General features: G+C 66.7%; 28 protein-coding genes. 11 read left to right on the top strand and 17 right to left on the bottom strand.

What is annotated here, in order from left to right:
* Nucleotides 1-15 precede the first annotated feature (15 nt).
* Both AX769_RS02285 and AX769_RS02280 read right to left on the bottom strand, forming a co-directional pair.
* Nucleotides 16-624 (bottom strand): hypothetical protein, encoded by a 609-nt coding sequence (locus AX769_RS02285; protein ID WP_066275475.1) that lies wholly within the window; start codon nucleotides 622-624, stop codon nucleotides 16-18.
* Nucleotides 621-2,066, bottom strand: a complete 1,446-nt coding sequence (locus tag AX769_RS02280) for a polysaccharide biosynthesis tyrosine autokinase (RefSeq protein WP_082763428.1) — start codon at nucleotides 2,064-2,066, stop codon at nucleotides 621-623. Before AX769_RS02280 ends, AX769_RS02285 begins: the two co-directional genes overlap by 4 nt.
* 152 nt (nucleotides 2,067-2,218) lie before the next feature.
* On the opposite strand from AX769_RS02280, the gene AX769_RS02275 reads away from it, so the two are divergent.
* The 3 genes from AX769_RS02275 to AX769_RS02265 are packed head-to-tail and all read left to right on the top strand — an operon-like array spanning nucleotide 2,219 to nucleotide 4,430.
* On the top strand, nucleotides 2,219-2,863 hold the full coding sequence (locus AX769_RS02275) for a TrmH family RNA methyltransferase (protein ID WP_066275473.1): 645 nt from the start codon (nucleotides 2,219-2,221) through the stop codon (nucleotides 2,861-2,863).
* Nucleotides 2,864-2,913: 50 nt separating this feature from the next.
* Entirely contained in the window at nucleotides 2,914-3,327 is a 414-nt protein-coding gene (locus tag AX769_RS02270) for a DUF3151 domain-containing protein (RefSeq protein ID WP_066275470.1), read from the top strand.
* Nucleotides 3,324-4,430, top strand: a complete 1,107-nt coding sequence (locus AX769_RS02265; RefSeq protein WP_066275468.1) for a glycosyltransferase — start codon at nucleotides 3,324-3,326, stop codon at nucleotides 4,428-4,430. The genes AX769_RS02270 and AX769_RS02265 overlap by 4 nt, the downstream gene beginning before the upstream one ends.
* 88 nt (nucleotides 4,431-4,518) lie before the next feature.
* Here the strand turns inward: AX769_RS02265 and AX769_RS24975 are convergent, their stop codons facing one another.
* From AX769_RS24975 to AX769_RS02215, 11 genes are all read right to left on the bottom strand, one after another.
* Nucleotides 4,519-5,463, bottom strand: coding sequence for a YhgE/Pip family protein (locus AX769_RS24975; protein WP_239452075.1), 945 nt, complete (start codon nucleotides 5,461-5,463; stop codon nucleotides 4,519-4,521).
* Nucleotides 5,464-5,522: 59 nt separating this feature from the next.
* Nucleotides 5,523-6,509: a YhgE/Pip domain-containing protein gene (locus tag AX769_RS24970; protein WP_239451912.1), complete on the bottom strand. Its 987-nt coding sequence runs from the start codon at nucleotides 6,507-6,509 to the stop codon at nucleotides 5,523-5,525.
* The gene (locus AX769_RS02255) at nucleotides 6,506-7,180 is read right to left on the bottom strand and encodes a hypothetical protein (protein WP_066275463.1); all 675 of its coding nucleotides are present in this window, start codon (nucleotides 7,178-7,180) and stop codon (nucleotides 6,506-6,508) included. The genes AX769_RS24970 and AX769_RS02255 overlap by 4 nt, the downstream gene beginning before the upstream one ends.
* Nucleotides 7,177-7,833 carry a TetR/AcrR family transcriptional regulator gene (locus AX769_RS02250; RefSeq protein ID WP_066275461.1) on the bottom strand — a complete coding sequence of 219 codons (657 nt, stop codon included), beginning with the start codon at nucleotides 7,831-7,833 and terminating at the stop codon, nucleotides 7,177-7,179. Before AX769_RS02250 ends, AX769_RS02255 begins: the two co-directional genes overlap by 4 nt.
* Before the next feature lie 26 nt (nucleotides 7,834-7,859).
* Entirely contained in the window at nucleotides 7,860-8,756 is an 897-nt protein-coding gene (locus AX769_RS02245; RefSeq protein WP_157887401.1) for a hypothetical protein, read from the bottom strand.
* A 121-nt stretch (nucleotides 8,757-8,877) separates the two neighbouring features.
* On the bottom strand, nucleotides 8,878-9,756 hold the full coding sequence (locus AX769_RS02240) for a hypothetical protein (protein ID WP_157887400.1): 879 nt from the start codon (nucleotides 9,754-9,756) through the stop codon (nucleotides 8,878-8,880).
* 45 nt (nucleotides 9,757-9,801) lie between these two features.
* Nucleotides 9,802-10,005: a hypothetical protein gene (locus AX769_RS02235; RefSeq protein WP_066275454.1), complete on the bottom strand. Its 204-nt coding sequence runs from the start codon at nucleotides 10,003-10,005 to the stop codon at nucleotides 9,802-9,804.
* A gap of 121 nt (nucleotides 10,006-10,126) precedes the next feature.
* Entirely contained in the window at nucleotides 10,127-10,918 is a 792-nt protein-coding gene (locus AX769_RS23585; RefSeq protein WP_157887399.1) for a hypothetical protein, read from the bottom strand.
* Between the two features lie 119 nt (nucleotides 10,919-11,037).
* Complete coding sequence (locus AX769_RS02225) at nucleotides 11,038-12,540, bottom strand: hypothetical protein (protein WP_157887398.1); 1,503 nt, start codon at nucleotides 12,538-12,540, stop codon at nucleotides 11,038-11,040.
* Nucleotides 12,540-12,827, bottom strand: coding sequence for a WXG100 family type VII secretion target (locus tag AX769_RS02220; protein WP_157887397.1), 288 nt, complete (start codon nucleotides 12,825-12,827; stop codon nucleotides 12,540-12,542). Before AX769_RS02220 ends, AX769_RS02225 begins: the two co-directional genes overlap by 1 nt.
* Before the next feature lie 2 nt (nucleotides 12,828-12,829).
* Nucleotides 12,830-13,165, bottom strand: a complete 336-nt coding sequence (locus tag AX769_RS02215; protein ID WP_066275446.1) for a WXG100 family type VII secretion target — start codon at nucleotides 13,163-13,165, stop codon at nucleotides 12,830-12,832.
* Nucleotides 13,166-13,316: 151 nt separating this feature from the next.
* On the opposite strand from AX769_RS02215, the gene AX769_RS02210 reads away from it, so the two are divergent.
* Nucleotides 13,317-13,763, top strand: coding sequence for a MarR family winged helix-turn-helix transcriptional regulator (locus tag AX769_RS02210; RefSeq protein WP_066275444.1), 447 nt, complete (start codon nucleotides 13,317-13,319; stop codon nucleotides 13,761-13,763).
* A 90-nt stretch (nucleotides 13,764-13,853) separates the two neighbouring features.
* Nucleotides 13,854-15,278, top strand: coding sequence for an MATE family efflux transporter (locus tag AX769_RS02205; protein ID WP_066275442.1), 1,425 nt, complete (start codon nucleotides 13,854-13,856; stop codon nucleotides 15,276-15,278).
* Nucleotides 15,279-16,034: 756 nt separating this feature from the next.
* Here the strand turns inward: AX769_RS02205 and AX769_RS02195 are convergent.
* Nucleotides 16,035-16,364: a WXG100 family type VII secretion target gene (locus AX769_RS02195; protein WP_066275434.1), complete on the bottom strand. Its 330-nt coding sequence runs from the start codon at nucleotides 16,362-16,364 to the stop codon at nucleotides 16,035-16,037.
* 254 nt (nucleotides 16,365-16,618) lie between these two features.
* Here AX769_RS02195 and AX769_RS02190 point away from each other — a divergent pair, with 254 nt between their 5' ends.
* Genes AX769_RS02190 through AX769_RS02180 form a run of 3 tightly spaced genes read left to right on the top strand, consistent with a single transcriptional unit; the run spans nucleotide 16,619 to nucleotide 19,768 of the window.
* Nucleotides 16,619-17,884, top strand: coding sequence for an extracellular solute-binding protein (locus tag AX769_RS02190; RefSeq protein WP_066275432.1), 1,266 nt, complete (start codon nucleotides 16,619-16,621; stop codon nucleotides 17,882-17,884).
* A 1-nt stretch (nucleotide 17,885) separates the two neighbouring features.
* Entirely contained in the window at nucleotides 17,886-18,830 is a 945-nt protein-coding gene (locus tag AX769_RS02185; RefSeq protein WP_066275430.1) for a carbohydrate ABC transporter permease, read from the top strand.
* Entirely contained in the window at nucleotides 18,830-19,768 is a 939-nt protein-coding gene (locus tag AX769_RS02180) for a carbohydrate ABC transporter permease (protein WP_082763425.1), read from the top strand. Before AX769_RS02185 ends, AX769_RS02180 begins: the two co-directional genes overlap by 1 nt.
* Here the strand turns inward: AX769_RS02180 and AX769_RS02175 are convergent.
* The 3 genes from AX769_RS02175 to AX769_RS02165 all read right to left on the bottom strand — a co-directional run bounded on the left by AX769_RS02175 (nucleotide 19,761) and on the right by AX769_RS02165 (nucleotide 21,674).
* The gene (locus AX769_RS02175) at nucleotides 19,761-20,264 is read right to left on the bottom strand and encodes a DUF1003 domain-containing protein (RefSeq protein ID WP_157887396.1); all 504 of its coding nucleotides are present in this window, start codon (nucleotides 20,262-20,264) and stop codon (nucleotides 19,761-19,763) included. The two genes, AX769_RS02180 and AX769_RS02175, sit on opposite strands and share 8 nt — an antisense overlap.
* Nucleotides 20,265-20,349: 85 nt before the next feature.
* On the bottom strand, nucleotides 20,350-20,892 hold the full coding sequence (locus tag AX769_RS02170) for a GNAT family N-acetyltransferase (RefSeq protein ID WP_066275428.1): 543 nt from the start codon (nucleotides 20,890-20,892) through the stop codon (nucleotides 20,350-20,352).
* A 38-nt stretch (nucleotides 20,893-20,930) separates the two neighbouring features.
* On the bottom strand, nucleotides 20,931-21,674 hold the full coding sequence (locus AX769_RS02165) for an endonuclease/exonuclease/phosphatase family protein (RefSeq protein WP_239451911.1): 744 nt from the start codon (nucleotides 21,672-21,674) through the stop codon (nucleotides 20,931-20,933).
* Nucleotides 21,675-21,758: 84 nt separating this feature from the next.
* Here AX769_RS02165 and AX769_RS02160 point away from each other — a divergent pair, with 84 nt between their 5' ends.
* The 3 genes from AX769_RS02160 (at nucleotide 21,759) to AX769_RS02150 (ending at nucleotide 24,817) form a co-directional block, all read left to right on the top strand.
* Nucleotides 21,759-22,208 (top strand): CrcB family protein, encoded by a 450-nt coding sequence (locus AX769_RS02160; RefSeq protein WP_239451910.1) that lies wholly within the window; start codon nucleotides 21,759-21,761, stop codon nucleotides 22,206-22,208.
* Nucleotides 22,205-22,585, top strand: coding sequence for a CrcB family protein (locus AX769_RS02155; RefSeq protein WP_066275423.1), 381 nt, complete (start codon nucleotides 22,205-22,207; stop codon nucleotides 22,583-22,585). The genes AX769_RS02160 and AX769_RS02155 overlap by 4 nt, the downstream gene beginning before the upstream one ends.
* Before the next feature lie 174 nt (nucleotides 22,586-22,759).
* Entirely contained in the window at nucleotides 22,760-24,817 is a 2,058-nt protein-coding gene (locus AX769_RS02150) for a cytochrome c oxidase assembly protein (protein ID WP_239451909.1), read from the top strand.

Below are 24,817 nucleotides of genomic sequence, written 5' to 3'. Positions count from 1 at the left end.
CGAACCTCGCTCGAGTCAGACCGCGAGGGCGCGGGCGATCAGGCGAGCCGTCTGCTCGGAGGCGCGCGCGATCTCGCGAGCGGCTCGCTCGTACTCGCTGGCGGTGCCGCGGTAGGGGTCGGCGACGTCCCACGCCGCCGCAGACTTCGTCACCGGGAGGTGGCCGCGCAGCGACGCCACGAGAGTCACCGCCTTCTGAAGGCGCGCTGGGGCGTCGGCGTGGGGGACGTCGGCGATGGCGACCAATTCGTCGTCCGTGACCTCGTCGGCGAGTCGACCGAACTCGATCAGCGTGAAGGTTCGGCGGCTGGCGCGGGCGTGCATCGTCACCACGGCTTTTCGATGCTCGCGGGCCAGCGCGAGAACCAGGCCCGACCTCGCGAGATCGTCGTCGCCGAAGGTACGAGGCAGGTGGCCGGAGACGTCGACACCCTGACCGCGCGCAGCTTGGACAGCAGGATCGGGAAGGACGGCGCCGACAGCGGCATCGATGCCGCCGCTCGTCACAGCGACGTCGGAGAAGCCTGCCAGTCGGCTCTGCAGGACACGCTCGGCCAGAGGTGATCGGCAGAGATTGCCCGTGCACACCATGGTGATGACGAAAGGTGTCGATGAGGGGATCATGGCTGAACCTTTCTCGGCGAGAGGGATTTCGCAGGTGAGGTCGCGCGTCGCCGCCGGCCGGAGGGCTCGTCAGCCAGGGGGCGGTAGTCGAAGCCGTAGACGTCGTTCGCGTAGCCGGCGCGGCCGCGTGTGGGCAGCATCGTCACGACGACGCCGAGGACCTGCGTGCCGATGTTGGCGAGAGCGGCAGAAGCCCTTTCGACCTGCGGGCGCCGGGATCGACCCGCGGCTGTGACCAGGATGACGCCGTTCGTCAGCTTGCTGAGGACTGCCGCATCGGTCACCGGCAGCAGCGGCGGCGTATCGATCAGCACGTACTCGTAGAGCCCGGCCGCTGTCTCGAGGAGCGCCTGCATGCCGCGTGACCCGAGCAGTTCGCTGGGGTTCGGGGGGATCTGGCCGGCAGGCAGGACTTCGAGGCGAGCGCTGCCCCAGGGCTGGATGACGTCGTCGAGCTCGGCTCGGCCGATGAGCACGTCTGTGAGCCCGACCGCCCCCTCGAGGCCCATCACCTCGGCGACGCGAGGCCGACGGAGGTCGGCGTCGACGAGGAGGACGCTGCTGCCGCTCTCGGCGAGAGCGATAGCGAGGTTGGCGACCGTCGTGGTCTTCCCTTCGCTCGGCATCGCCGACGTCATGAGGAAGGTGCGTGTGCCGGTACCGGCATCGAGGAATTGGAGATTGGTGCGCAGCGATCGGAACGACTCGGCCCGGGGGCTGTGCGGGTCGAGCTGCACGATCAGCGGGCGCTTCGATGCGCTCGGGTCGAAGCCGATGGCGCCGATGACGGATCGACCCGCGGCGTTCTCGGCGTCGCGATCTGAGCGGATCTTGGTGTCGAGAACGCTGCGGAGGACGGCGAGCCCGACGCCGGCGGCGAGACCCAGGAGCAGCCCGAGCGCGACGTTGGGAAAGAGTCGAGGCGACGAGGGGCTGGCGGGCGAGGTGGCCGGCTGGATCGTCTCGATCCGCACCAGACCCGGGCCCCCTCCTACGGGAGACTCGAGGCTGTCGACGACGACGGCGCGGAAGCTCTCGCCGACCGCGTTGGCGATTGCAGCTGCACGGTGCGGGTTCGTGTCGCTGGCGGAGATGTTGATGATGACGCTGTTGGGCGGGCTGGTCGTCGAGATTCGACGCCCCAGAGCCGCAGGCGTGGTCGCGAGATGCAGTTTGTCGATGACCGGCTGCAGCACGCGGCTGCTGACGGCCACCTCGCTGTACGACCGGACCTTCTGCTGGGCAGCGCTGTTGCCCTGCCCGATGTCACCCGCAGTGCTGCTGTCAGACGACTGGACGGAGACGAACAGCTCGGTCGTCGCCGAGTACTTCTCGACCGCGATCGCGGTCACGGCCAGGGACCCGGCGACCCCGAGCACGGTGGCCGCGAAGACGATGAGCCAGCCGCGTCGGAGAGCGTGGAGGAGTTCGGCGAATGACATGGGTTTCCCTGCTGTCGGCGAAGCTCGCGGGTTCGAGCATCGAGAGGATGCCGACGGCGAGCGGTCCACGCGTCGGCTCATCAAGAATATACAACCGAAATATCAAATGCAAGCAAGAGCTGACCGGCACAGTCGACTGCCAGACTGGTGATATGCCCGAGACTCCGCAGTCAAGCCCCGAAGCGACCACCCACGGCGTCGGCCCGTGGCCCGGCGGCGAGGAGGCGTGGCCGTCCGAGACGCGGTACGACCGCACGCTGCTCGAGGAGGGAGACAGTCGCAACGTCATCGACCGCTACCGCTACTGGACGATGGAAGCGATCGTCCGAGACATCGACGAGCACCGCCACCCCTTCCACGTCGCCATCGAGAACTGGCAGCACGACCTGAACATCGGCTCCATCGTGCGCAGCGCCAACGCGTTCGCGGCCGACACCGTGCACATCATCGGTCGACGACGCTGGAACAAACGCGGCGCCATGGTCACCGACCGCTACCAGCACGTGCTGAACCACCCCGACGTCGAGACGTTCATCGCGTGGGCGAAAGAGCGCAGGATGCCAGTGCTCGCCATCGACAACGTGCCCGGTTCCGTCCCCATCGAGACGTTCGACCTGCCTGCGCGGTGCGTCCTGCTCTTCGGGCAGGAGGGGCCGGGGCTCTCGCCTGAGGCTCTGGCCGCGGCCGACGCCGTGCTCGAGATCGTTCAGTTCGGGTCGACCCGGAGCATCAACGCCAGTGCTGCCGCCGCGGTGGTGATGCACGCGTGGATCCTGCAGCACGTGTCGTTCGCCTGAACCCGGACGGGGGCTCGGTCGGCGACCCCGCGGCCCGCTACCGTGGACGCATGACTTCGACGAACCTGCTCGGTGTGCCCGAGACCTTGCTGCCACCTGAACCCGACGTGCTCGAAGCCATCCACTCCGGGCTGCCGCTCGTCGAGATCGTCACTGTGCACCCGACGTCGTCGCTGGCGTGGGCCCTGCTTTCCGACGAGACGAGCGAGGCCGGGCGAGACCTCGAGGCCTACGCCTACGCGCGCGTCGGCTATCACCGCGGGCTGGACTCCCTGCGCAAGGCCGGCTGGCGTGGGCAGGGGCCCGTGCCGTGGTCGCACGAGCCAAACCGGGGGGTGCTGCGCGCGCTCTACGCGCTGCGGCGTGGGGCGGCAGCGATCGGCGAGGAGCCCGAGGTCGAGAGGCTGACGACCTTCTTGACCGATGCCGATCCTGCGGCGGTTGCCGCCATCGAAGCGGAATGAGTGGCAGACGGTCGGTCGCGCTGATCGGCACGCGCGGTTACCCGAGCTACTACGGCGGCTTCGAGACCGCGGTGCGGCGCCTGGCGCCCTACCTCGCAGAGAACGGCTGGGACGTCACCGTGTACGGGCGCGACGGTGCGCAGCGAGAGAATGATCCGACGCGTGATCCGCGCGTGAAGACCCGTATCACCAAGGGCGTCGAGACCAAGTCGCTGTCGACGCTGTCGTACGGCTTCACGGCCGTGCTCGACGCGGCGCTGCGAAAGCCGGACGTGGCGCTCGTGATGAACGTGGCGCACGGGTTCTGGCTGCCGCTGCTGAAGCTGCGCGGCGTGCCGACGCTGGTGAACGTCGACGGGCTCGAGTGGGAGCGGGCCAAGTGGGGCACCCTGGCGAAGCTCGTGTTCCGGGCGGGCGCTCGAACCACCGCGTGGTGGGGCGACCGGCTGGTCTGCGATGCGAAGGCGATCGCGCGCTACTGGAAGCGCGTTTTCGACGTCGACGGCACGTTCATCCCCTACGGCGGCGACGAGCCGCGGGAGCTGCCGGTGCCGCCCGAGTCGACGCACCGCGGGTATGCGCTGGTCGTGGCCCGCTTCGTTCCCGAGAACACCATCGAGGAGTTCATCGAGGCGGCGGCCTCCATCGCGGTGTCGCACGATGTGATCATCGTCGGGTCGAGTGGCTACGGCGGTGAGCTCGACGACGCCGTCGCGGCGCTCGCCGAGTCGAATCCGCGGGTGACGTGGCTCGGTCACGTCAGCGACGACGATCGGCTGTTCGCGCTGTGGCAGCACGCCGGGGCGTATTTTCACGGGCACAGCGTCGGCGGCACCAACCCGGCCCTCGTGCAGGCGATGCTCTGCGGTGTGCCGATCGTGGCCCGAGACACGGTCTACAACCGCGAAGTGCTCGACGACACCGGGGTGTTCGTCGAGCCGCAGGCGGCGGCCATCGCTGCTGCCGTGACGGCGCTGCTCGACGATCCGGCGCGGCAGGAGAGCCTCGCGGCAGCGGCGCGCTCGCGCGCTCGCCGCCACTACACGTGGGACGGCGTCTGCGCGCGCTACGAAGAGGAGCTCTTGCGGCTCGCGTCGCTCTAGCCTCGCCGTGGACTCTGCCGACCGGCACACGATCTAGACCGCGGTCTAGATCGTGCGCCGGTCGGCGGAGTGTTGCGGCGGGACGCGGTCAGCCGATCAGCGAGGGGCGCAGGTCGCGCATCGTGCGGTGGCGCGTCATGCGGCTCGCGGCGAGGAAGGTCAGTAGCAGCGCGCCGAGCAGCCAGAGTGCGAGCACGCCGGCGTCCTGCCCGGCGGCGGCCATGTTGCCGCCGTACATCAGCTGCCGGATGCCGTCGACCGCATAGCTCATCGGCAGCGCGAAGTGCAGTGCTGCGAGCGGCGCGGGCAGGGTCTGCCACGGGAAGGTGCCGCCGGCCGTGACCAGCTGGATCAGCATGAGCACCAGGCCGAGGAACTGCCCGACACTGCCCAGGATGACGTTCAGCAGGCCGATGATCGCCGCGAACGTGACCGACGCGAGGATCATGAGGCCGATCATGCCGGGCCAGTTGTGCACCTCGAAGCCGAGCGCGAACTTGACGATCGCAAAGAGCGCGAGCATCTGCACGACCCCGAGCACCGCCGGGGCGAGCCACCCGCCGAGCGTGATGCGCCCCGGAGCCTTGATCGCGGTCAGAGCGCGCTTCGAGATCGGCTTGATGATCAAGAAGAGCGCGTACATGCCGATCCACGCCGCCAGACTGATGAAGAACGGTGCCAACCCTGCGCCGTAGTTGCCGGCGCTCGCGATCGACGAGTCTGTGATGGACACAGGATCCGAGATGGCAGTCGCCTGCTTGTCTCGCGTCTGGGCCGTGGTCGCCGGGATCTGCTTCACACCGTCGTTCAACCCGCTCGTGAGCTTCGTCGAGCCCGAGACCAGAGACGCGGCCCCGCTGTCGAGCTTGCCGATGCCGCTCGAGAGGGACGATGCGCCGGTCGCGGCCTCGGCCGTCTTCGAGGCCAGGGTGCTGGATCCTGATGCGGCTCGGGCGATGCCGTTGGTCAGAGCAGGGGCGGCAGAACTGAGCTGCGCGGCGCCGGAGGAGACCTGGGCGCTGCCGGTCTGCAGCTGCTGCGTCGCGGCGTTCAGTGTCTTCAGCTGGTCGTTCGCCGTGTTCGCGGCCGAGCTCAGCTGGGCGTAGGAGGCGTCGCCGGTCGTGGTCGCGAACTGGGCGATGGCCTGCTGTTGCTGGGATCGGTGATTCCGGCCTGGGCGAAGAGCTTCTCGAGGGCGGCTTTCTCTGCGGCGGCGGCTTGAGCCTTCGCCGCGGGGAGGCTCGCAACCGTTGCGGCACTCGTGCGAGCAGCGTTCGCCACCTGCGCGTTGAGGGCGGCGTTGCCGTCGGCGACCTGCTTCGCACCGGAGGCGAGCGTGGCCGTCTGCAAAGGCAGGGCAGATGTCTGCGTCTGGAGGGTCTGTAATCCTGAATTCAGCGTCGCCGCCCCGGAGGAGAGCTGGCTGGCGCCGGAGGCGAGGGTCGAGGCACCGGAGGCGGCCGAGTCGAGGCCCGACTTGAGTTGCTTCGAGCCGTCGACGAGCTGCTGCGAGCCGTCAGAGGCGGTCGTCAGGTTGGAGCGGACGTCGCTCAACCCGACGAGCAGCGTCTTGGCCGCAGTCTTGCCGACCTCGGCCGTGACGGCGGCGCGGATCGTGTTGCCGGCCTGGCCGGCGATCGTCGACGACAGATAGCTCGTGGTGTCGTTGGTCGTCAGGTGGATCTTGGCGCCGGTCGGGTCGCTCGACGACGCGCTGGTGAGATCGCGCGAGAACGACGACGGGATCGAGAAGACGAAGTTGTAGGTCTCGTCTTTCAGGCCCTTCGAGGCCTGCGAGGCCGAGACGACGTGCCAGTCGAAGCTCTTGCCGTCGACGAGCTGCTTCTCGACCTTGTCGCCGTAGTCGACCGCGTTGCCGTCGGCATCCTTCGCGCCGACGTCGGTGTTGACGATCGCCGCGGGGATGTGGTCGAGCTTGGCGTAGGGGTTCTGGTTGGCCCAGAGGTACATGCCGCCGTAGAGCAGCGGCACCGTCATCAGCGCGATGAACGCGAGGCGGGCGAGCGGGGTGGCGGTGAGGCGCCTGAGCTCGGTGCGGAGGAGGGCGAGGGTTTTCACTTGGCGGAGCTTTCGGTGGTCTCGGGTGCTGCGACGGCAGGGGTTTCGGGGGAGGTGCCGACGCCGTCGTCGACCGGGAGGAACTGCTGGAGATGGAGCGCGGCGGCGACACCCGTCACGACGAGCACGGTGTAGCCGCGCGCCGACAGGTCGGTGACGACGTGCCACCAGGCTTCGGTGTCACCGCCGTGCCGCTCGGGGCTCGTCAGGACGACGCCCTTGACGCCGGGGCGCAGGATCGCGAGCTCGGTCAGCAGCCGCACGCGCGCCTCGGTCGGCAAGGTGCGCAACGGGGTCGCCTCGTGCTCGAGTAGCCCGATAGCGTCGAGGAAGAGCCGTACGTTCGCGCGGTTGCCCTTCTGCCCGGCCAGCACGAGATCCTCCTGCACGATGGTGCGGACGGTGAGGTCAGCGAACGGCTCGGCGACGGTGGGGGTGTCGACCAGGGCGAAGCGCTCGCGGATCCGGGCCGCGTCGTCGACGCCGTCGAGCAGCACTCGGCCGGTCTCGGGCTCCATGCGGCCGCCGGCGATCAGCGAGAGGTAGACAGGTGCGCCTTCGGTCTCGATCGCGGCGATGCCGGGGCGGTCGGTGGTGGCCGTGGCGCTCGTGGCGGGCAGCGGGGCACCCGGGCCTTCGCCGAGGCCGACGTTGTCGAGGGTGAGGTTCATCGTGACTCCTGCTGAGGGGGAAGCGCTGCCAGGATCGTGGCGGCGTCGCGGTGCGAGTAGCCGGCGATCGACAGCACGGAGAGCACGACGAGACGCCGCCCCTCGTCGGTCGACACCGGGTGGCGGGTGGCTTCGTCGAGCACCGAGATGGCGGCGCTCTCGACGAGGCGAGCGAGGCGGTCGACGTCGATGTCGTCGCGGAAGTCTCCGGCTTCGACACCGCGGCCGACGATCTCGCGCACGCGGCGACGCAGCGGGGCGAGCGCGTCGCCGATCAGCTGCATCTGCGGGCCGCGCACCGTGATGAGGGCCATCGTTCGGATGTGGTCGACCTCGCTCCAGAGGCGGGCGGCCACGAGGGCGAGGTGGGCGGCAGGATCCTGCGGCTCGGCCTTGCCAGAATCACTCAGCATGGCCGCGTTGATGCGTTCGGCCCCGTGCAGGGCCAGCGCCCGCAACAGGTCGTCGCGCGACGAGAAGTGCCCGTACATCGCCCGGCGCGAGAGGCCCGCCTCGGCGGCGATCGCCTCGAGCGACGCGCTCGGGTCTCGGTTGAGCAGGTTCGCCGCGGCCTGGATCAGCGCTTCGCGGTTCTCGGCGGCGTCACGCCGCGGGCCGCGGGTGCGCGGGGCGGCCGGCTGCTCGGTGGTCATGGCTCGAGTGTACGCCTAAGTTGCACTTATGTGTGCAGTTTAGGCGGAGGGGCGGGTTCCTTCCTGTAATCGAGGGCGACATGCAAGACTTCGAAGAGAGATCGGACGACCTTCGCCCGCGGCACCTTGAACTGCCGAGACGAATACACGAAGAGGTACGTGCCAATCGTCTCGGCATCGATGCCGGGTCCGAGGTCTGCCAACTTCGTGACGAGGTCGTTAGAGAACAGGGCGCGGGCAACGGAAGAGGCGTCCGGATCGCCGTACAGGGTGAACCGCCGAGCCTTGTCGACGTCGAGCGTGATTTCGGCGCTCTTCGCGTAGCGCTTCATGAACCGGCTGTGGGCGAGTCGGCGTCTCTTGGAGCGGAGGACGAGGTGCGGGAGCGCGCGTCTCATGTCCACGGCGATGTAGCCCCAGTGGACTTCGCGATTTTCGCGCCTGTAGTGGTAGTGGCCCACGACCTCGAATCCGGGCCAATCGGCGGAACGGAAAATACCTCCCGATCGACGCCTCTTCGCGCCCTGCATATGGAAGATCGCGCCATCCATGTTCCAAGCGTCTGCCGCTGCGACATAGGTCATGCCGTTGGCTGACGCGAATGTTCGGGCTCGGTAGTACTCGGCCCACTGAACGCGGACGTGGAAGATCGTGACCGGGAGGCCGACGATCAGAAGGAACAAACCAAGGCCGATGGTGATGATGAAGAAAAGCGCCTTCACGACACCGAAAAGGCCCGCGAACGATGGGTGACCACTCCAGATGATTGCAGCCATACCACCGAATACGAGGATGCCGAAGATCTCTCCGAAGATCAGCGCGTTGTACGAAAACTCGGTCGGTTCGATTGACTCCGAGCGTGATTCTTCACGAAGCTTCTCGACGACCCCGCGCTCAGCCGGGCCCGTGAGCGCGTCGTACATGAAGCGGGGCACAAGTCTCCGAACGTGGTGAAAGTGGGCGGGGACGATTTACGGGCGCGGCTTGAGGTCGGGGACAACGCGCACAGTCGAGACATGCTTGGGGAGCTTCGACTCGATCGATTCACTGGCGTTTTTCGAGGACGATGTCGACAGTCTCAAAGAGCGATCGGACGACTTTCGGGCGAGGCACGTTGAACGGCCGGGACGAATACACGAAGAGGTACGTGCCGATTGTTTCGGCGTCGATGCCTCGACCAAGACGTGCGAGTCGACTCAAAAGCGTGTCATCGAAGACGGAATTCGCCTCGGCGGCTGCCTCTGAACCCCCGTACAGGACGAACCTCTGTGACTGGACGCCCGGAAGGGGCAAAGTAGAGCTGTCGCTGTATTCACTGAGGAAATGACGGTGGACTCGGCGTCGACGTCCGTCACGGAGGATCAGGTGTGGCAGGGGGCGCCCCAAGTCCATAGCGACATAGCCCCAGTGCGCGACCTCCTTTTCTCGCGAGTAGCGGTAGTGGCCGACGACTTCGAAACCCGGCGACTGCGTCGACCTGAAGACGTTCCCGGCGCGGGGAGGCTTCGAGCCGTGCATCGTGAATAGGGCGCCCTGGCGATCCCGGCCATCTTCGGATGCCATATAGGTCATTGAGTTTTCCGTAGCGAAGCGCTGAGCGCGCCAGAAGGTTCTCCACTGCGTGCAGATACCTGCGATGCTCGCCGGGATGACGGCCAGAAGCATGAAGACGACTATCGAGCCGAATCCAGTGAAGAACGCAATCTGGACGACCCCACCGGCGCCCGTGAACGGGAGGTGCGCAGCCCAGACGACCATCATCATGCCGCAGGCGAGCAGGATCGACACGATCGCAATGATCAACTGCGCGCCTGACCAGAACTCTGTCGGCTGCACTTCGGCTTCAAGCGATTCCGCGCGGAGACGCGCGACAGCCGCCGGATCCACCGGGTCGGTCAGAGGTGCATATGTGAAAGAAGCCACTTGTCTCCGATGTCGCTTTTAGGAACGGCTTGCTGAAGAGCGGGCTTACGGCAGCGAGATCGCTTCGGCGCCGGCGACATGCCTCGCGCGTTTCGGTTGCGTCGAGGGCTTGACAGCGTCCTCGGCGATCTCTCGAACGGCATCAGGTGGGTTGATCTCACCGTGGTCGAAGATGTATTGATTTGCCAGGGCTCCCGCAAAGGAGCCGGCAGCCTTCGAGGTCTCTGTAATCGCATTGCTCAGGCCCATGGCCGTCAGGAGTGGGTGGCGACCAGAGAGACAGTTGGTCTATCGCCGCTCGTCGAGGCCGATGTCGATGATTGCTTGAGCCGACTGAGGAGGGAAATTCGCCCGGACCGGTAAGGCTGCGTCATGTCCGTTTGTCGAGCACTAGCTCAACAATCTCAAAGAGTGAGCGGAGGACTCGTGTTTGAGTCGTTTTGAAAGGCCTCGAGGCGTATATGAAGAGGCGCGTTCCGAGTGTCTCCACGTCGATGCCTCGTCCCAGCCCGCGAAGATGTGCAAGAAGGACTTCGTCAAAGACGACACCCGGCTCGATGGCGACACCGGAAGGGCTGTAGAGATCAAACCAGCAGGAACCTCGACCAGGAAGCTGGATAGGGCGGCTTGTGGCGTAGCCCGCAAGAAAACGGCGGTGGGCCCATGCGCGACGCCGCGATCGGAGAACGAGATGGGGGAGTTCGTGTCCGAGATCGATCGCGATGTAGCCCCAATGGATTTCAGACTTATCTCGTGAATAGGAGTAGAGACCTACAACTTCGAAGGCCGAAGTGTTCATGGATCGGAAAACCCGGCTCGCCCGCGGATTCTCGGCGCCCTGCATATGGAAAACGGCTCCGCTGAAGTCTCGACCTCCCTCGGTCGGGAGATAGGTCATTCGATTCGTTGTTGCAAATCTCGTCAAGCGATAGCAATCCCGCCACTGTGCGTGGAGCAGCCATGCAGAGGCAGGAATCCCGATCGAGATGCACGCGATCGTCATCGCTCCGAAGAACCCGAAGTATGCATAGAGCACGATCGCTCCCGGCATACGAAAAGGGAGATGCGCGTTCCATCCGACGGCCAGCATTACGAGGGCGAGAAACGCGCCGGCGATCGATGATGCCATGAGTGCCCCGTTGTCGAATTCCGTTGGTTTCATGCCGGCTTTCGTTGCTTCTTCTCGAAATATTCGAACTTCGCGAGGGTCGACCGGTCGCGTGAGCGGGGCGTAATCGAACCGCGGAGATCGTCTTCGTGGAAGCGGGGCGGAACCCGGGCTCATTCTGCAGCCGAACCTATGAACGGCGGTTTGGGTGTGGATTGCAGAAGGTGTTTCGGCGCGTGCCTCGGGCTGACAGAAGGGTTCAGGAGGTCTTTGACAGCGTCACGCACCGTTTTATCCGGCTGGATCGTGCCGCCCTCGAAGACGTATTGGTTGGCAATGCCGCCTGCCGTCACCCCGAGACCCTTGGCTCCGGCATCGATCGCGTGCCCCGCCACTAAGGCAAGCGGCGAGTTCGCGTGACGCGGACCGGTCGTTGCTGCACCACGTTCGGTCTCCCTGTCAGAGACATGCTGGTGCGCCCGAGGCTGCGCTTCGACGGGGAGCGTCTCTCTGGATCCTCTGGAGCGTAGATCGATCCTCCTCCGAGCCCCAGCAGCGGCTAGTTCGCCGACGTCTTCAACTGCACCCCCGATAGCTCCGCCGACGTACGCCATTCCAAAGTCCCGGCCGATTTCGGCGTCGCCGCCGTTGGCGACCCAATCACTACCCGAGGCTGCCGTCCCCCAGATGGTGCCGGAGTGAATTGATTTTGCGGCGAAAATGCCCAGTTTTGCAGGGGTGGTCCCTAAAGCCAGCGGGCGCTCGGACAACTCGACCACCCTGCTCGTGATGGCGAGAGAGCGACTCACGAGGGCCGCGAGGGTTTCGCTGATCTTTGCGGCCGTCGCGACCGCCTCGGCTGCGGCAGCGCCTCCGGCGAGAGCGTCGCTGAGGCCGGCTGTGACGGGGGTGAGCACGATGCCGATGCTCATGGCGGCTGCAGTCGTGGTCCCGAACTGCACGAGCTCGCGCAGCACCTCGGTGTGTGCCTCGACCACACTGGCGGCGTAGTCGTTGCAGAGTTCTGCGATGTCACGGCAGGCGTTCGCGAGTGCCTGCGCGGCGGCGATCAGCTGCGTGACTTTCGAATCGATGGCTGCGATGTCGGGGGCCCGGAAGCCTTCGAGCGGATCCAGGACGGAGGCGATGCGGCGACTCCGGGCGGAATCGATGTCGTCGGCGAGCTCGTTCCACGCGGAGGTGGCCCGATGCATCTTGTCGGTGTCGGCGTCGGGCCAGGTGGCGGAGACGAGGCTCTGGATGACCGTCCAGCCCTGGGGGAGGATGTTCGTGCCGCCGTAAGCCGAGGCCGGGGGCGGAAGAGTCACGGTCTGCGGCGTCGAGGGGCCGGTCAGGCCCGCTCCCGCACCGGGGGAACCGGCGGTGTTGGCCGCTTCCGCGGCAGCGTGCGACGCGGCAGATGCATCCAGCGCCGACGAGGTGATCGCGAGGGCGCTGCAGAGATCGCCGAGGCCGTTGAAGGCCACCTTGGAGTGGGAGTCGTAGACGTGAGCGAATTTGCCGCCGGCCTCGTCGTTACCGGCCATGTGGGCTAGGCCGGACAGAGACCTCAGGGCCGAATGGGCGGCCGACTCGATGGCCGAGAGAGCCTGCCGGGCAGTGCCGGCCGCGTCGGCGTAGCCGCTCGGATCGAGGCTGAGGACGGAGTAGGCCATCAGCCCCACAGGCCCTTCACGTGGTCGGCGACCCCGTCGTAGTTCTGCGCGCAAATCGATGCTCGAGCCGCGATCCGGGACGCACCGTCTGCCATTGTCGCGGCGCCCTGGGTCCACTCGGCGTGAAGCTCTCGGAACTGCGCGTTGGCGTCGCCCGACCACTGGGTCGACACGTGCTCGGCTGCTGCCTGCGCGCTGGTGATGAGTTCGCCGACGTATTCCGTGGCCTTCTGCAACTCGGAGACGAGCTCGGTGATCGCCCCGCTCTCGACCGTGTGGTGAGCCACGGTCACTCTCCGTCCATGATGAAGTCGACCGCCACGTGATCCTGCTGAGATGCATGAGTGACGTCGGCCTCGGTGGCCCCGTATGTCTGGCTCGCGCTCGCAAGGAGTGAAGAAACCCGATCGAGGGAGGCGCAGACCTCGCGGGCGCCGTCGAACCATTCGACGTAGTCGGCGGCGAAAGCGTCGGCCGCGGGGCCAGACCAGCTCGAGCCGACCATCGACATCACGAAGCAGTTCAGAGCGGAGACGCGTGATTCGAACTCCATGACTCGTTGGCCGATGGCAGCCGCTCTCGACTCGACCGCGTCGGTCGAGACTGTCAACTCGCTCTTCAGCACCCAAGGCCTCCTGATCGCTAGTGCGCCCCTTGCCCGCTTGGCCCGTGGCTCACCTGAATCCTGACAATCCTGTATATGAATGTCAAGCTTTAATTTATACGTCAAAGTTTGAGGTTTGACAGTTCGAGATCAAACAGTTAGAGTTCTGATCATGAACGAACCGGAGATGTCCCTGACGAGCAACCTCGAGCTGCTCCGATGGATCGGCTGGGCTCAGCAGCAGGCCGGCCTCGACTGGATCCGCGAGCGCGACCTCAGCCACCAGCAGAGTTTCGCCCTCGGTTTCCTCGTCCAGAACCCCGGTTCGATTCAGCGCGACATCGCCGAGATGACGCGCACCACGCCGGCCAGCGTCTCGAGCCTTCTGCAGGGTCTCGAAAAGCGCGGCCTCATCGAACGCCGCACCGAGGAGGGCAACGAGCGCAGCAAGCGCGTCTACGCCACCGACGCCGGCGTCGAGCTGATCTCGGGATTCGACGTCGCCATGCGCGATGCCGAAGAGAGCATCCTCGCCCCGCTCGACCAGGGCGAGCGCGACGCGCTGCACGCGCTGCTCACCAAGATCACCTCCGTGCTGCCGCGTCCCACCCGGTCGTAGCCGCACCTCCCCCACGCTTTCGTCTCTTTACCCCACCCCGGGGCGGCTTCGCCGTGCCCGCCGTGCCCTTTCACATCCCAGGAGCTCCTCATGACTTCCGCAACCGAAACCCCAGGCTCCAACCGCTGGTTCCTCTCCGCCGCCCCGATCGTCCGCGCCCTCGTGCATCTCTGCGTGCCGATGGCCGCCGCGATGATCGTGGGCGCCGTCTACAACGTCGTCAACGCCGGCTTCATCGGATCCCTCCACGACGCCACCCTCCTCGCCGCTGTCACCTTCGGCTCGCCGATCCTGGGCCTCGTCATGGCCGTGGGTGGAGTTTTCGGCACCGGCGGTTCGGCCCTCATCTCCCGCCTCCTCGGCGCATCCGAGCAGGATCCCGAGAAAGCCGGCGAGATCAAGCACGTCTCGTCGTTCGCTCTCTGGGGTGCCGTCATCGTGGGCGCCATCCTCGGCGCGATCGGCCTCCTCCTCATCCATCCCCTCGTGGCGGTGCTCGGCGCGCACGGAGTGGCCGCAGCGCCGACGGCTGCGTTCGTCGGCGTCATGCTCGCCTTCGTGCCGGTGCTTGCCGCGGCGTTCTGCCTCGAGCAGCTCGTCCGTGCCGAGGGGGCCGCTCGCCAGGTCATGATCGGCCTCATCGCGTCGACCGTCGGCAACCTCGTCTTCGACGTGCTCTTCATCCTCGTGCTGCACTGGGGTGTAGCCGGTGCCGCGCTCTCGGTCGGGCTGTCGAACCTCATCACGGTCGTCTACTTCGTCGTCTACCTCACCCGCCACAGCGAGCACGTCAGCCTCGCGCCGAAGTGGTTCACGCTCAAGCTCGACGTCATGAAGCAGGTCTTCGGCGTCGGCGTCGGCGAGCTGCTGCAGTCGGCCTTCCTCATCGTCACGTCGCTCGTGCTCAACAACCTCGCCGCGAACTACGGCGACGGGCCGCTGGCCGCGATGGGTGTGGCCGTCAGGATCGCGCAGGTGCCCGAGTTCCTGATCATGGGTGTCACCCTGGGTGTGCTGCCACTCTTCGCCTACTCGTTCGGCAAGGGCGACCGCGCCCGGCTGTCGGCGTCGCTGCGCGGCTCGGCAATCACAGTCGGCATCATCGCCGTCTTCTTCGCCGGCCTCGGCATCGTCTTCCGCGACCAGATCTTCACCGCCTTCGTCGTCGACCACTCGCTGCTGTCTCTCGGCGCGGTGATCATCACGGCTCAGCTCGTCTCGATGGTCTTCAACGGCTTCACCGGGCTCATCACCTCGCTCTTCCAGGCGACCGGGCGCGCGCTGCCCGCGACCATCATGAGCGTGACGCAGGGCATCCTGTTCATCCCGATCGTGATCTTCGCGAACCTCTGGTTCGGGCTCGACGGCATCATCTGGGCGCTCACGGTCAGCGAGGGTCTCGTGCTCGTCGCCGGGATCGTCATGTGGCTGGCGTCACGCGGGGCGATCGCCCGGGGCCTCGCCGAGGGCAGCCCCGAGCGCGCCGCCGAGGTGCTCGAGGGCGCCGAGGCCTGATTTCGCGCAGCCGAACCACGCGATCGGCTTCGCGCCACCGAGCCCCGTGGTGCGAACCGGATCGCGTGGTTTCGCGCGCTATCAGTTCGACGACGAACCGCTCCCTTCTTCGGTGGCGAGAGAGTCGAACGTCACTGCCGTTCGGCGATGACAGTGTCGACGATCTCGAAGAGGGAGCGAATGGCTTCCGGGCGGGGCAGGCCGAACGGCTTCGACGAGTAGACGAACAGATGGGTGCCCAAGGTCTCAGCGTGGAGGCCGCCGCCGAGAGCGGCAAGCCGACTCAGGAGAGATTCGCCGAAAAGTGTCCGCGCCTCGGGTGCCGGATTCACCGAATTCGTCAGCGGTTGAATGTCAAAGCAAGCGCCTTGAAGTGGAGACCGCCTTGGCGTTGTTGTCGTAGTTGTTCGCGAACTTGCCGCCCGCCTCGTCGTTGCCACCCATGTGCGACAGGCCCGAAAGGGACTTGAGCGCTGCGTGAGCGGCTGTCTCGATCTCGCTGAAGGCCTGCCGCGCTTTCGTCGCCGCGTCGGCGTACCCGTTCGGGTCGAGGTGCAGTGTGCTTTATCCCATTAGGCCCGCAGACCCTTCACATGGTCGGCGACGTCGGAGTAATTCTGCGCGGAGATCAACGCGCGGGTGGTGATCTTCGACGCGCCGTCGGCCATCTGAGGTCGTTCACGAAATCGGTGACGTTCGGGAGCTCGGTGACCAGCCCGCTTATCGCGTCGGCGTCGACCCTGTGGAATGCCATCGTCAGTCTCCTGCAACGGTGAAGTCGTTGACGACGTGGGAGTGCTGCGATGCGTCTGTGACGCTGCTCTCGGTCGTCTGGTAAGTCTCTGCGCTGTTCGCCAGGAGCGAGGCCACACGCGCGAGTGCCGCGTGGACTTCGTGTGCGCCGTCGAACCACTCGACGTAGTCGGACGAGAACGCATCGGCCCCGGCGCCCGACCAGGTCGAGCCGATCGTCGCGGTCACCAGGTTGTTGAGTGCTGAGACTCGCGCTTCGAATTCGGCGACACGACCTGAGACGGTCGCGGCCGCCCCCTGAATCGCCTCCGATGAGACGGTGAATCTGCTCAAGACATCAGCTCCCCCGATTGGCAGCAAATACCCGAAGAGCGCACCAGGGCGGCGGGTGGTCTGCAGCGACGCATGCGACTCGAACGCAGCCTTCCTTGCCGCCGGCTTGGTGTTTCCTGCGCGTAACGGCGGTGTAACGGGTCGAAGAAAGGTCGAGGACGACCTTGACACCGAATTAGTTAGACCGCTTTACTAACAAATGTTCGAGGACGAGCGCACTGCTCTTCCCGTGTCCACAGCAGAAAGAGAAGTCGATGAAGTCGAAGCCGACCAACAGGCTCGTCGCTGCCGCGGCGCTCGCCGCAGCCGCTGCCCTGACCATGACCGGATGCGCCACGTCGTCGTCGTCGAGCGCGAGCTCGGGGCCCGTCACGCTCAAGCTCGTCGCAGCCGACTACGGCACCGGCCCGAGCAACTCGAGCTCGAAGTACTGGCAGAGCATCGCCGACGCCTTCCACAAGAAGAACCCGAACATCACGGTCAAGGTGCAGACGGTCAACTGGAACGACTTCGACTCCCAGGTGCAGACCAGTGTGCAGAACCACCAGTACCCTGACATCACCGAGGGCGACTACTTCTCGACGTACGCGCAGGAGGGCCTGCTCTACAAGGCCAGCGACGTGCTCTCCACGCCGAGCAACCTGTTGCCGGCGTTCAAGGCTCAGGGCAGCTACAAGGGCACGCAGTACGGCATGCCCTTCACCACCAGCTCGCGCACGCTCTTCTACAACAAGGCGCTCTTCGCCAAGGCCGGCATCACGGCGGCGCCGACGACGTGGGCCGACATCCAGGCCGACAGTGCGAAGATCAAGTCCCTCGGCAAGATCGGCTTCGGTCTGCCTCTCGGCTCGGAAGAGGCTCAGGCCGAGTCGATGCTCTGGATGATGGGCGACGGCGGCGGATACCAGTCGAAGCCGGGCACCTACGACATCGACAGCTCGAAGAACGTCGCCTCCTTCCAGTTCTTGAACAAGCTCGTGAGCGCCGGCGACACCGAGCCGAACCCCGGCAGCGCCAACCGCACCGACCTCTGGAAGCAGTTCGCCCAGGGCCAGATCGGCATGATCAACGGCTCGCCCGCTCTGGTGCCGATCATCCAGGCCGGCGGCGTGCTGAAGACTGCCGACTGGGCGTCGGTGCAGATCGCCGGCAAGACCGGCCCGCTGACCAAGACCCTCGGCGTGAGCGACAACGTCGCCGCGTTCAACAAGAACGGCCACGAGGCGCAGATCAAGAAGTTCCTCGACTTCACCTACCAGGACAAGTACCAGATCCAGTTCGACAAGGAGTACGACCTGCTGCCGGCCACGACGACGGCGGCGAACAAGATGGCGTCCGACCCGCTGTTCGGCTCGTTCATCAAGGCGCTGCCGCAGTCGGTTCAGTACCCGATCGACACGGCCTGGCCGCAGGTCAAGACCAAGGTGCAGCAGACCATCGGCACTGCGGTGACCGGCGACCCGTCGAAGGTGCTGAGCTCGCTGCAGTCGACGGCCAAGGCCGCGCAGGCAGCGAACTAGCATGGCCACCACCACGGCGGTGCGCGCGAGCGACAAGCTCGGGCGCACCCCGCGGAGGCGGCAGAACCCCCTTCGCGGTCTCTACCCGCTCGTCTGGATCGGCCCGGCGATCGCCCTGATCGCCATCGTCGTCATCTGGCCGGTGGTCGTGATGGTGCACTCGTCGCTGCTGCACATCAGCCCCGACGGTTTCGTGCTCGGCAGCGCCGGGTTCGCGAACTTCACGGCGCTCTTCGCCGAGGCCGCTCTACCGGGGGTGCTCGGCCGGACGGTCGTCTGGGTCGTCGTGGTCGTCGCGATCACCATCGTTCTGTCGCTCGGTCTCGCGCAGCTCTTCAACGCGAACTTCCCCGGCCGAAAGATCGCGCGCTGGGCGCTGATCGTGCCGTGGGCCGCCTCCGTGATGATGACGGCCCTCATCTTCCGCTGGGCTCTGAGCTCGAACAACGGCGTGGTGAACGTGATCCTGCATCACCTCGGCATCCTGAAGTCGTACAACTCGAGCCAGGCCGACTGGCTCGGCAACCCGGTCACTGCCTTCCTCTGGATGATGGCCGTCGGCGTCTTCGTGTCGCTGCCGTTCTCGACGTACGCCCTGCTCGCTGGCCTGCAGTCCATCCCCGAAGAGGTCTACGAGGCGGCGCAGATCGACGGCGCGACGAAGTGGGCGATGTACCGCAGCATGACGCTGCCGCTGCTCAAGCCGGCCCTCATCGTCGCGACGCTGATCAACGTGATCAACGTCTTCAACTCGTTCCCCATCATCTGGGAGATGACCCGGGGCGGCCCCGGCTACTCGACCAGCACCTCGACGACGTTCATGTACTCGCTCAAGCAGAGCTACATCGGTGAGTCGTCGGCGATGTCGGTGCTCAACTTCGCGCTCGTGATCGTGATCGTGCTCGTCTACCTGAAGGTGACGCGCTGGAAGGAACAGGTCGACTGATGACCACAACCGTCACCACGCAGGATCCGGCGCCCGTCGCCACTCGCCCCGGGGCCCGTTCGCGAGCCCGGGTCCGCGGCACCGCCGGCCGCCCCGTCGGCAGCCGCCGAAAGGCCCGCCGCTGGTCGACCAAGAAGTTCGTGCTGGCGCTCGCCGCCTACGTGATCGCGCTGATCTTCCTGCTGCCGTACATCGAGATGGTCATCGCAGCCGTTCGCCCGGCGAAGGAGCTGCTCAGCCCCACGATCCTGCCGACCCACGTCGACTGGTCGAACTTCGTCTCGATCTGGAGCACCGGATTCGGCGGCAACCTGCTGTCGAGCTTCGAGATCGCCGGGGGCGCGACGATCCTGGTGCTGCTCGTCGCGCTGCCCGCCGCGTACTTCACGGCGCGACGCAGGTTCCGCGGTCGCGCGGTCTTCCTGCTGCTGGTGCTCGCGACGCAGATGTTCCAGCCGGCGGCGATGCTCGTCGGCATCCAGCGAGAGTTCATCTCGTTCGATCTGCCGTCGCCGATCCTGTCGCTGATCCTCATCAACGCGGGGTTCAACATGGCGTTCGCCGTCTGGATCCTGAACGCGTTCTTCGCCTCGATCCCGGTCGAGCTCGAAGAGGCGGCCATGGTCGACGGGTGCAGCAGGATCGGGGCCCTCACCAAGATCACGCTGCCTCTGGCCATGCCGGGGCTCGTCACGGCGCTCATCTTCACGTTCATCAGCGCCTGGAACGAGTTCTTGGTCGCGCTGACGCTGACGCTCGGCGGCCAACCGGGGCAGGCGCCTTTGACGGTGGCGATCAACAACTACGTGGGGCAGTACTCGATCGACTGGGGGCACCTGTTCGCCGGCTCGGTCATCGCCACGATCCCCGTGATCATCCTCTTTGCGCTGATCGAGGGGCGCGTCGTCTCGGGGCTGACGGCCGGGTCGATCAAGTAGTCGCGGGAGGGGCCTGGGTGTCGGTCGGCTTCGCCTGCGCCGCCACCTCGGCCTTGACCATCTCGTGGATCTGCTGCGACAGCTCGTGGATCACCCGGGTGAGGTCGGTGTTCTCTTCGAGCAGCTTCTCTTGCGAGTTGTAGTCGCGGTCGGCCTTCGACTGCTGGAAGGCCGCCTGGCGGTTCTGGCCGATCATCACGAAGGTCGACAGGAAGATCGCCTCGAGCGACACGATCAGCGTCAGCGTGGGCCAGGGCGTCATCTCGAAGAAGAGCATCCACGCGGCGAACAGCACGACGTGCAGGTAGACGAACATCATCGAGCCTGCGAACGCCGTGATGGCGTCGGCGACGCGCAGCTGGATGCTCGCCGCGCGGCGCTCGGCCTCGATCCGCACGGACGGGTGCAGAGCCGTGTGCGGGACGGTGGCGAGCAGCTTGGTCGGCCGCAGCTGCGGCAGGTGGTGGCGGATGGTGACGGCGGGTGTGGACGGCATGGTGGGATCCCTGCTCGAGCGAGCCGGCCTCGCTCGGTGCGGGAAGCGTAGCGCTCGGGTCGGGTGGCGAGCCCTGCCGTGCTCATCAGTCGGTCAGGATCTTCTGGAAGAGGATGTGATCCTGCCACCGGCCGCCGATCAGGAGGAAGCGGTGCGCGACGCCGATGGCCTCGAAGCCGGCCTTGGCGAGGACCCGCTGCGACGGCGCATTGTGCAGCAGCGTGCCGGCCTCCAGCCGGTGCAGCTCGAGTTCGTCACGGGCGATCGCGATGACCGCGTCGACGGCCTTCGAGACGAGGCCGTGGCCGGTGAGCGAGGCGTCGAGCCAGTAGCCGAGCACGGCGCTCTGCAGCGGGCCACGCACGATGCTCGTGAGGTCGACCCGGCCGACCACCTCGCCGCCGCGATCGATGGCGAAGGGCACGGCCGACCCGGCCTCGTGGGCGACCAGCACCTTCTCGATGGCCCCGCGCTGGTAGAGGGCGGTCGCGAAGTCGTCGTCGCGCGCAGGATCCCACGGGGCCAGGTGCTCGGCATTCCGGACGTAGGCCTCGGCGAGGCTTTCGGCGTCGGGCACCGCCAGTAGTCGAAGGGTGGTCTCGGCGTCGAGCGCGATGGGGAGCGGCACGGAGTCGATGGTAGCGGGACGGGGCCGGCCCCGACACCTCAGACGGTGACGCTGCAGACGATCGGGAAGTGGTCGGACGCGCCCTTCGCGAGCGCGCGGAGCTCGCCGAGGGTCGCCCCGATCGACGTCGCGAGGTCGAACTTGCCGCGGACCACGCCGTAGTTGCGGTAGGTGCCGGTGGTGGGCCGGGTGAGCGTGTGACCGGTCGCTCGCAGCATGCGGGCGAGTCCCGAGGCGAACCACGGGTAGTTGTAGTCGCCGATCATGATCTGCGGCATCCCTGCGCCGAGCGCGTCGAGGTGCCCGTGGGCGGCGCGGATCTGTGTACGACGCACCGAGTTGCGAGCGCTGAGGGGTGCGGCGTGGAAGGACGCGACGACGAACTGCTTGGCGGTGACCCGGTCGACCAGACGCGCGGCGACGAGACGCTCGGCCGTCGGCGACATCACGCGGTCGTGCATCGACTTGCCGAGCGAGACCGTGCGCGTCTCGTGCACTTCGAAACGGTCGTCGCGAGCGTAGAGCGCGAGGCCGAGACGGTTCGCCCCGGTGGCCACGACGCGGTGCAGACCGCCGATGGTGTCGGGAAGATCGGTGGTCGTGGCCTCCTGCAGGCAGAGCAAGTCGGCCTTTGCCGTCTCGACGAGCGACGAGAGCTCGGAGGCGGCCTTGTTGTGCCAGAGGTTGTAGCTGACGAGAGTGAACTGCGACGGGTCGAGGGCTGGGGGGCTGTCGGGGCCGGGGATGGCGGACGACGACGGGCTGGGGGTGGTGCGGGTCACGGGGATCCTTCCGGGAGGGCTCTGCAAGAGTATTCGGAGCGGCGCCCTCCCGGGGCGGGAGTCGCGCTGTGGAACACTCGTGTCGTGAGACCCGTCCACCTCCGCTTTCGTCACATCGGTCTCGTCGCGCTGGGCGGCGCCGTGGGCACGGCCTTTCGGGAGGGGCTGGCGCTGAGCTTCCCGGCGCCTCCGCAGGGATTTCCGGTGACCGTTTTCGTCATCAACGTGGTCGGCTCTTTCGTGCTCGGGCTGCTGCTCGAGACCCTGTCGCGACGGGGCCCCGACGAGGGGAGCCGTCGCCTCCTGCGCCTTGCTTTCGGTACCGGCGTGCTGGGTGGCTTCACCACCTACAGCGCTCTCGCGACCGATGTGGCCTCGCGGCTGCCTCACGCGACCGGAGTCGCGTTCGGCTACGCGGCGGCATCGCTGGTGCTCGGGGTGCTCGCCGCCCTCATCGGTGTCGCAGTCGCGTCGAGGCTGAACCGCAGCCGGCCCGAGAGCGTCTCGGCCGCCACGGAAGAAGAGGCAGGATGACGACTCCTCTGGTCTTCCTGGCCATCTGCGTCGCCGGCGGGGTCGGCTCCGCACTGCGGTTCGTCGTGGACGGCGTGGTGAAGTCGCGTGGGGCCCTGCCGTACCCGCTCGCGACGACGATCATCAACGTGACAGGGTCGTTCGCGCTCGGGCTCGTCACGGGGCTGGGCGCGAACGCGGGGCTGCCGCACGCGTGGGTGCTGGTGCTCGGAGGAGGGCTGATCGGCGGCTACACGACGTTCAGCACGGCGAGCGTCGAGACCGTGCGGCTGATCGAGGAGCGGCGCTGGGGGCTCGCTCTGCTGAACGGCGTCGGGATGCTCGTGGTGGCCATAGCGGCCGCGGCACTCGGCCTGTTGGTGACCGGGGCCCTCTGACCTTGCGTTTTGTGCCACCCTCGTCGTCTGGGTCGCCACCGTCACCGCGATCGGCGAGTAGCCACGACCCGGTCTCTTGGGGCTGTGGAGAACTCAGGGTGCCGAATTGCTCCGGACCGTATCATTGCGGGGTGGCCGGGCTCTCGGCCCCAACCGCGAACCCCGAGGACCCCGGTGACCGACCAGATCGAAGACCTCCGCTTCGAGACCAAGCAGATGAAGCTGCCGTCTGCGCCGGTCTCCGAGCGATCCGTCGTGCCGATCGTGCTCCTGCTGTGCATCCCGCTCGGCGTCGGGCTTGCTCTCGCCGCCATGTACTACTCGGGGGCGTTCGCCCAGCTCGTGACCTCGCCCGGTGCCGTCGTCAGCAACGGTCTGCCCATGGTCACGGCCGTCTTCGACGGGTCGGCCGCCGTCACGGTCGGGCTTCTGGTCGTGTCGACGTTCGTGCTGCCCGGGCAGACGAAGAATCCGAAATCGGCCAGTTTCAGCCAGTGGTACGCCACCCGGTGGGCAGGCTGGGCCGCCCTCGTCTGGCTGCTCTCGGCGATCACCGTCCTCGTCTTCACCGCTGCGAACACGCTCAGCGTGCCCTTCACGTCGCCGACCTTCCAGTCGCAGTTCCTCTTCGTCGTCTTCCAGCTCGAGATCGGCCAGACGTGGCTGGTGACGATCGGCTGCATCGCCGTCGCCCTCGTGATCCTGCTCGTCACCAAGAACGTCTCGTGGCTCGCGACCGCAACGGTCTTCTCGATCTTCGCCCTCCTGCCGCTGGCACTGTCAGGGCACTCGGCCGGCAGCCTTCAGCACGTCAACGCGGTCAACAGCCTCGCGATGCACCTCGTCGGCGTGACCGTCTGGATGGGCGGCCTGATCGCCGTCATCCTGTTGCGCAACAAAGCAGGCAAGCACCTCGCGACGGTCGTCAGCCGCTACTCGATGATGGCGATCTGGGCGTTCGGGTTCGTCGCGTTCTCCGGTGTCATCAATGCCAGCCTGCGGCTCACCGGGCCGCTCGACCTGTTCCGCACGACGTACGGCCAGCTGATCCTGATCAAGTCGATCATTCTGATCGGTCTCGGGGTCGCCGGTTACTTCCAGCGCCGTAGCGTGATCCCGGGGCTCGTGCGCCAGCCCACGCGCACCCGGTCGTTCGTGCGGCTCGCGGTGTCGGAGGTCGTCTTCATGGCGGTCGCCATGGGGTTGTCGGTCGCGCTGTCGAAGAGCCCGCCGCCGGTGCCGCAGACGACCGACATCAGCCAGCAGGCGGCGCTGCTCGGGTGGCCGATGCCGAAGCCGATCACGCTGCCCCGCTTCCTCTTCGGGTTTCACCCCGACTGGTTCTTCATCGCGGTCTCGGCGATCATGGCCACGCTCTACATCGTCGGCGTCGTCAAGCTGAAGCGCCGAGGCGACTCCTGGTCGTGGGGCCGCACCGTACCGTGGCTCGTCGGCTGCTTCGGCCTCTTCTTCGCCACGAGCGGCGGCCCGAGCGTCTACGGCGCCGTCAACTTCTCCACGCACATGATCCAGCACATGGTGCTGATGATGTACGTGCCGCCCCTGCTCGTGCTCGGCGCGCCGATCCTGCTCTCCCTCCGCACCCTGCCGAAGCGGCGCGACAACAGCCGCGGTGCCCGCGAGTGGATCCTGATCATCACTCACTCCCGCTACGCGAACGTCATCACCAACCCGATCGTCGCCGCCATCATCTTCGCCGGCAGCCTCGTAGCCTTCTACTACTCTGGCTGGTTCGAGGCGTCACTGCAGACCCACCCGGGCCACTTCATCATGGAGGTGCACTTCCTCCTCGCCGGCTACCTCTTCTTCTTCGTCGTGATCGGCGTCGACCCGGGGCCGAAGCGCCCGCCCTATCCGTTCCGCGTGATCCTGCTGATGGCGACACTCGCGTTCCACGCCTTCTTCGGGCTGGCGCTGATGACGCAGACGACCGTGCTCGCCTCCGACTGGTGGCATGCGCTCGGCGAGACCAACACGGCGGCGCTGCTGGCCGATCAGCACGTCGGCGGTGCGATCGCCTGGGGAGCCGGCGAATTCCCGACGGTTCTCATCGCCCTCGTCGTGGTGCGCCAGTGGGTCAAGTCGGACGAACGGATCGCACGGCGCTATGACCGCCGGGCCGAGACGGACGGCGATGCCGAGCTCAACGCCTACAACGAGCAGCTTCAGCAGATGGCGGCGCACGAGCGCCCCGGCCGGCCCCAGGGCTGA

Source organism: Frondihabitans sp. PAMC 28766 (genome assembly GCF_001577365.1).
Classification (GTDB): Bacteria; Actinomycetota; Actinomycetes; order Actinomycetales; family Microbacteriaceae; genus Frondihabitans.
The sequence above is the reverse complement of the archived record's forward strand: the minus strand, read 5'-3'. Positions and strand labels throughout refer to the sequence as shown.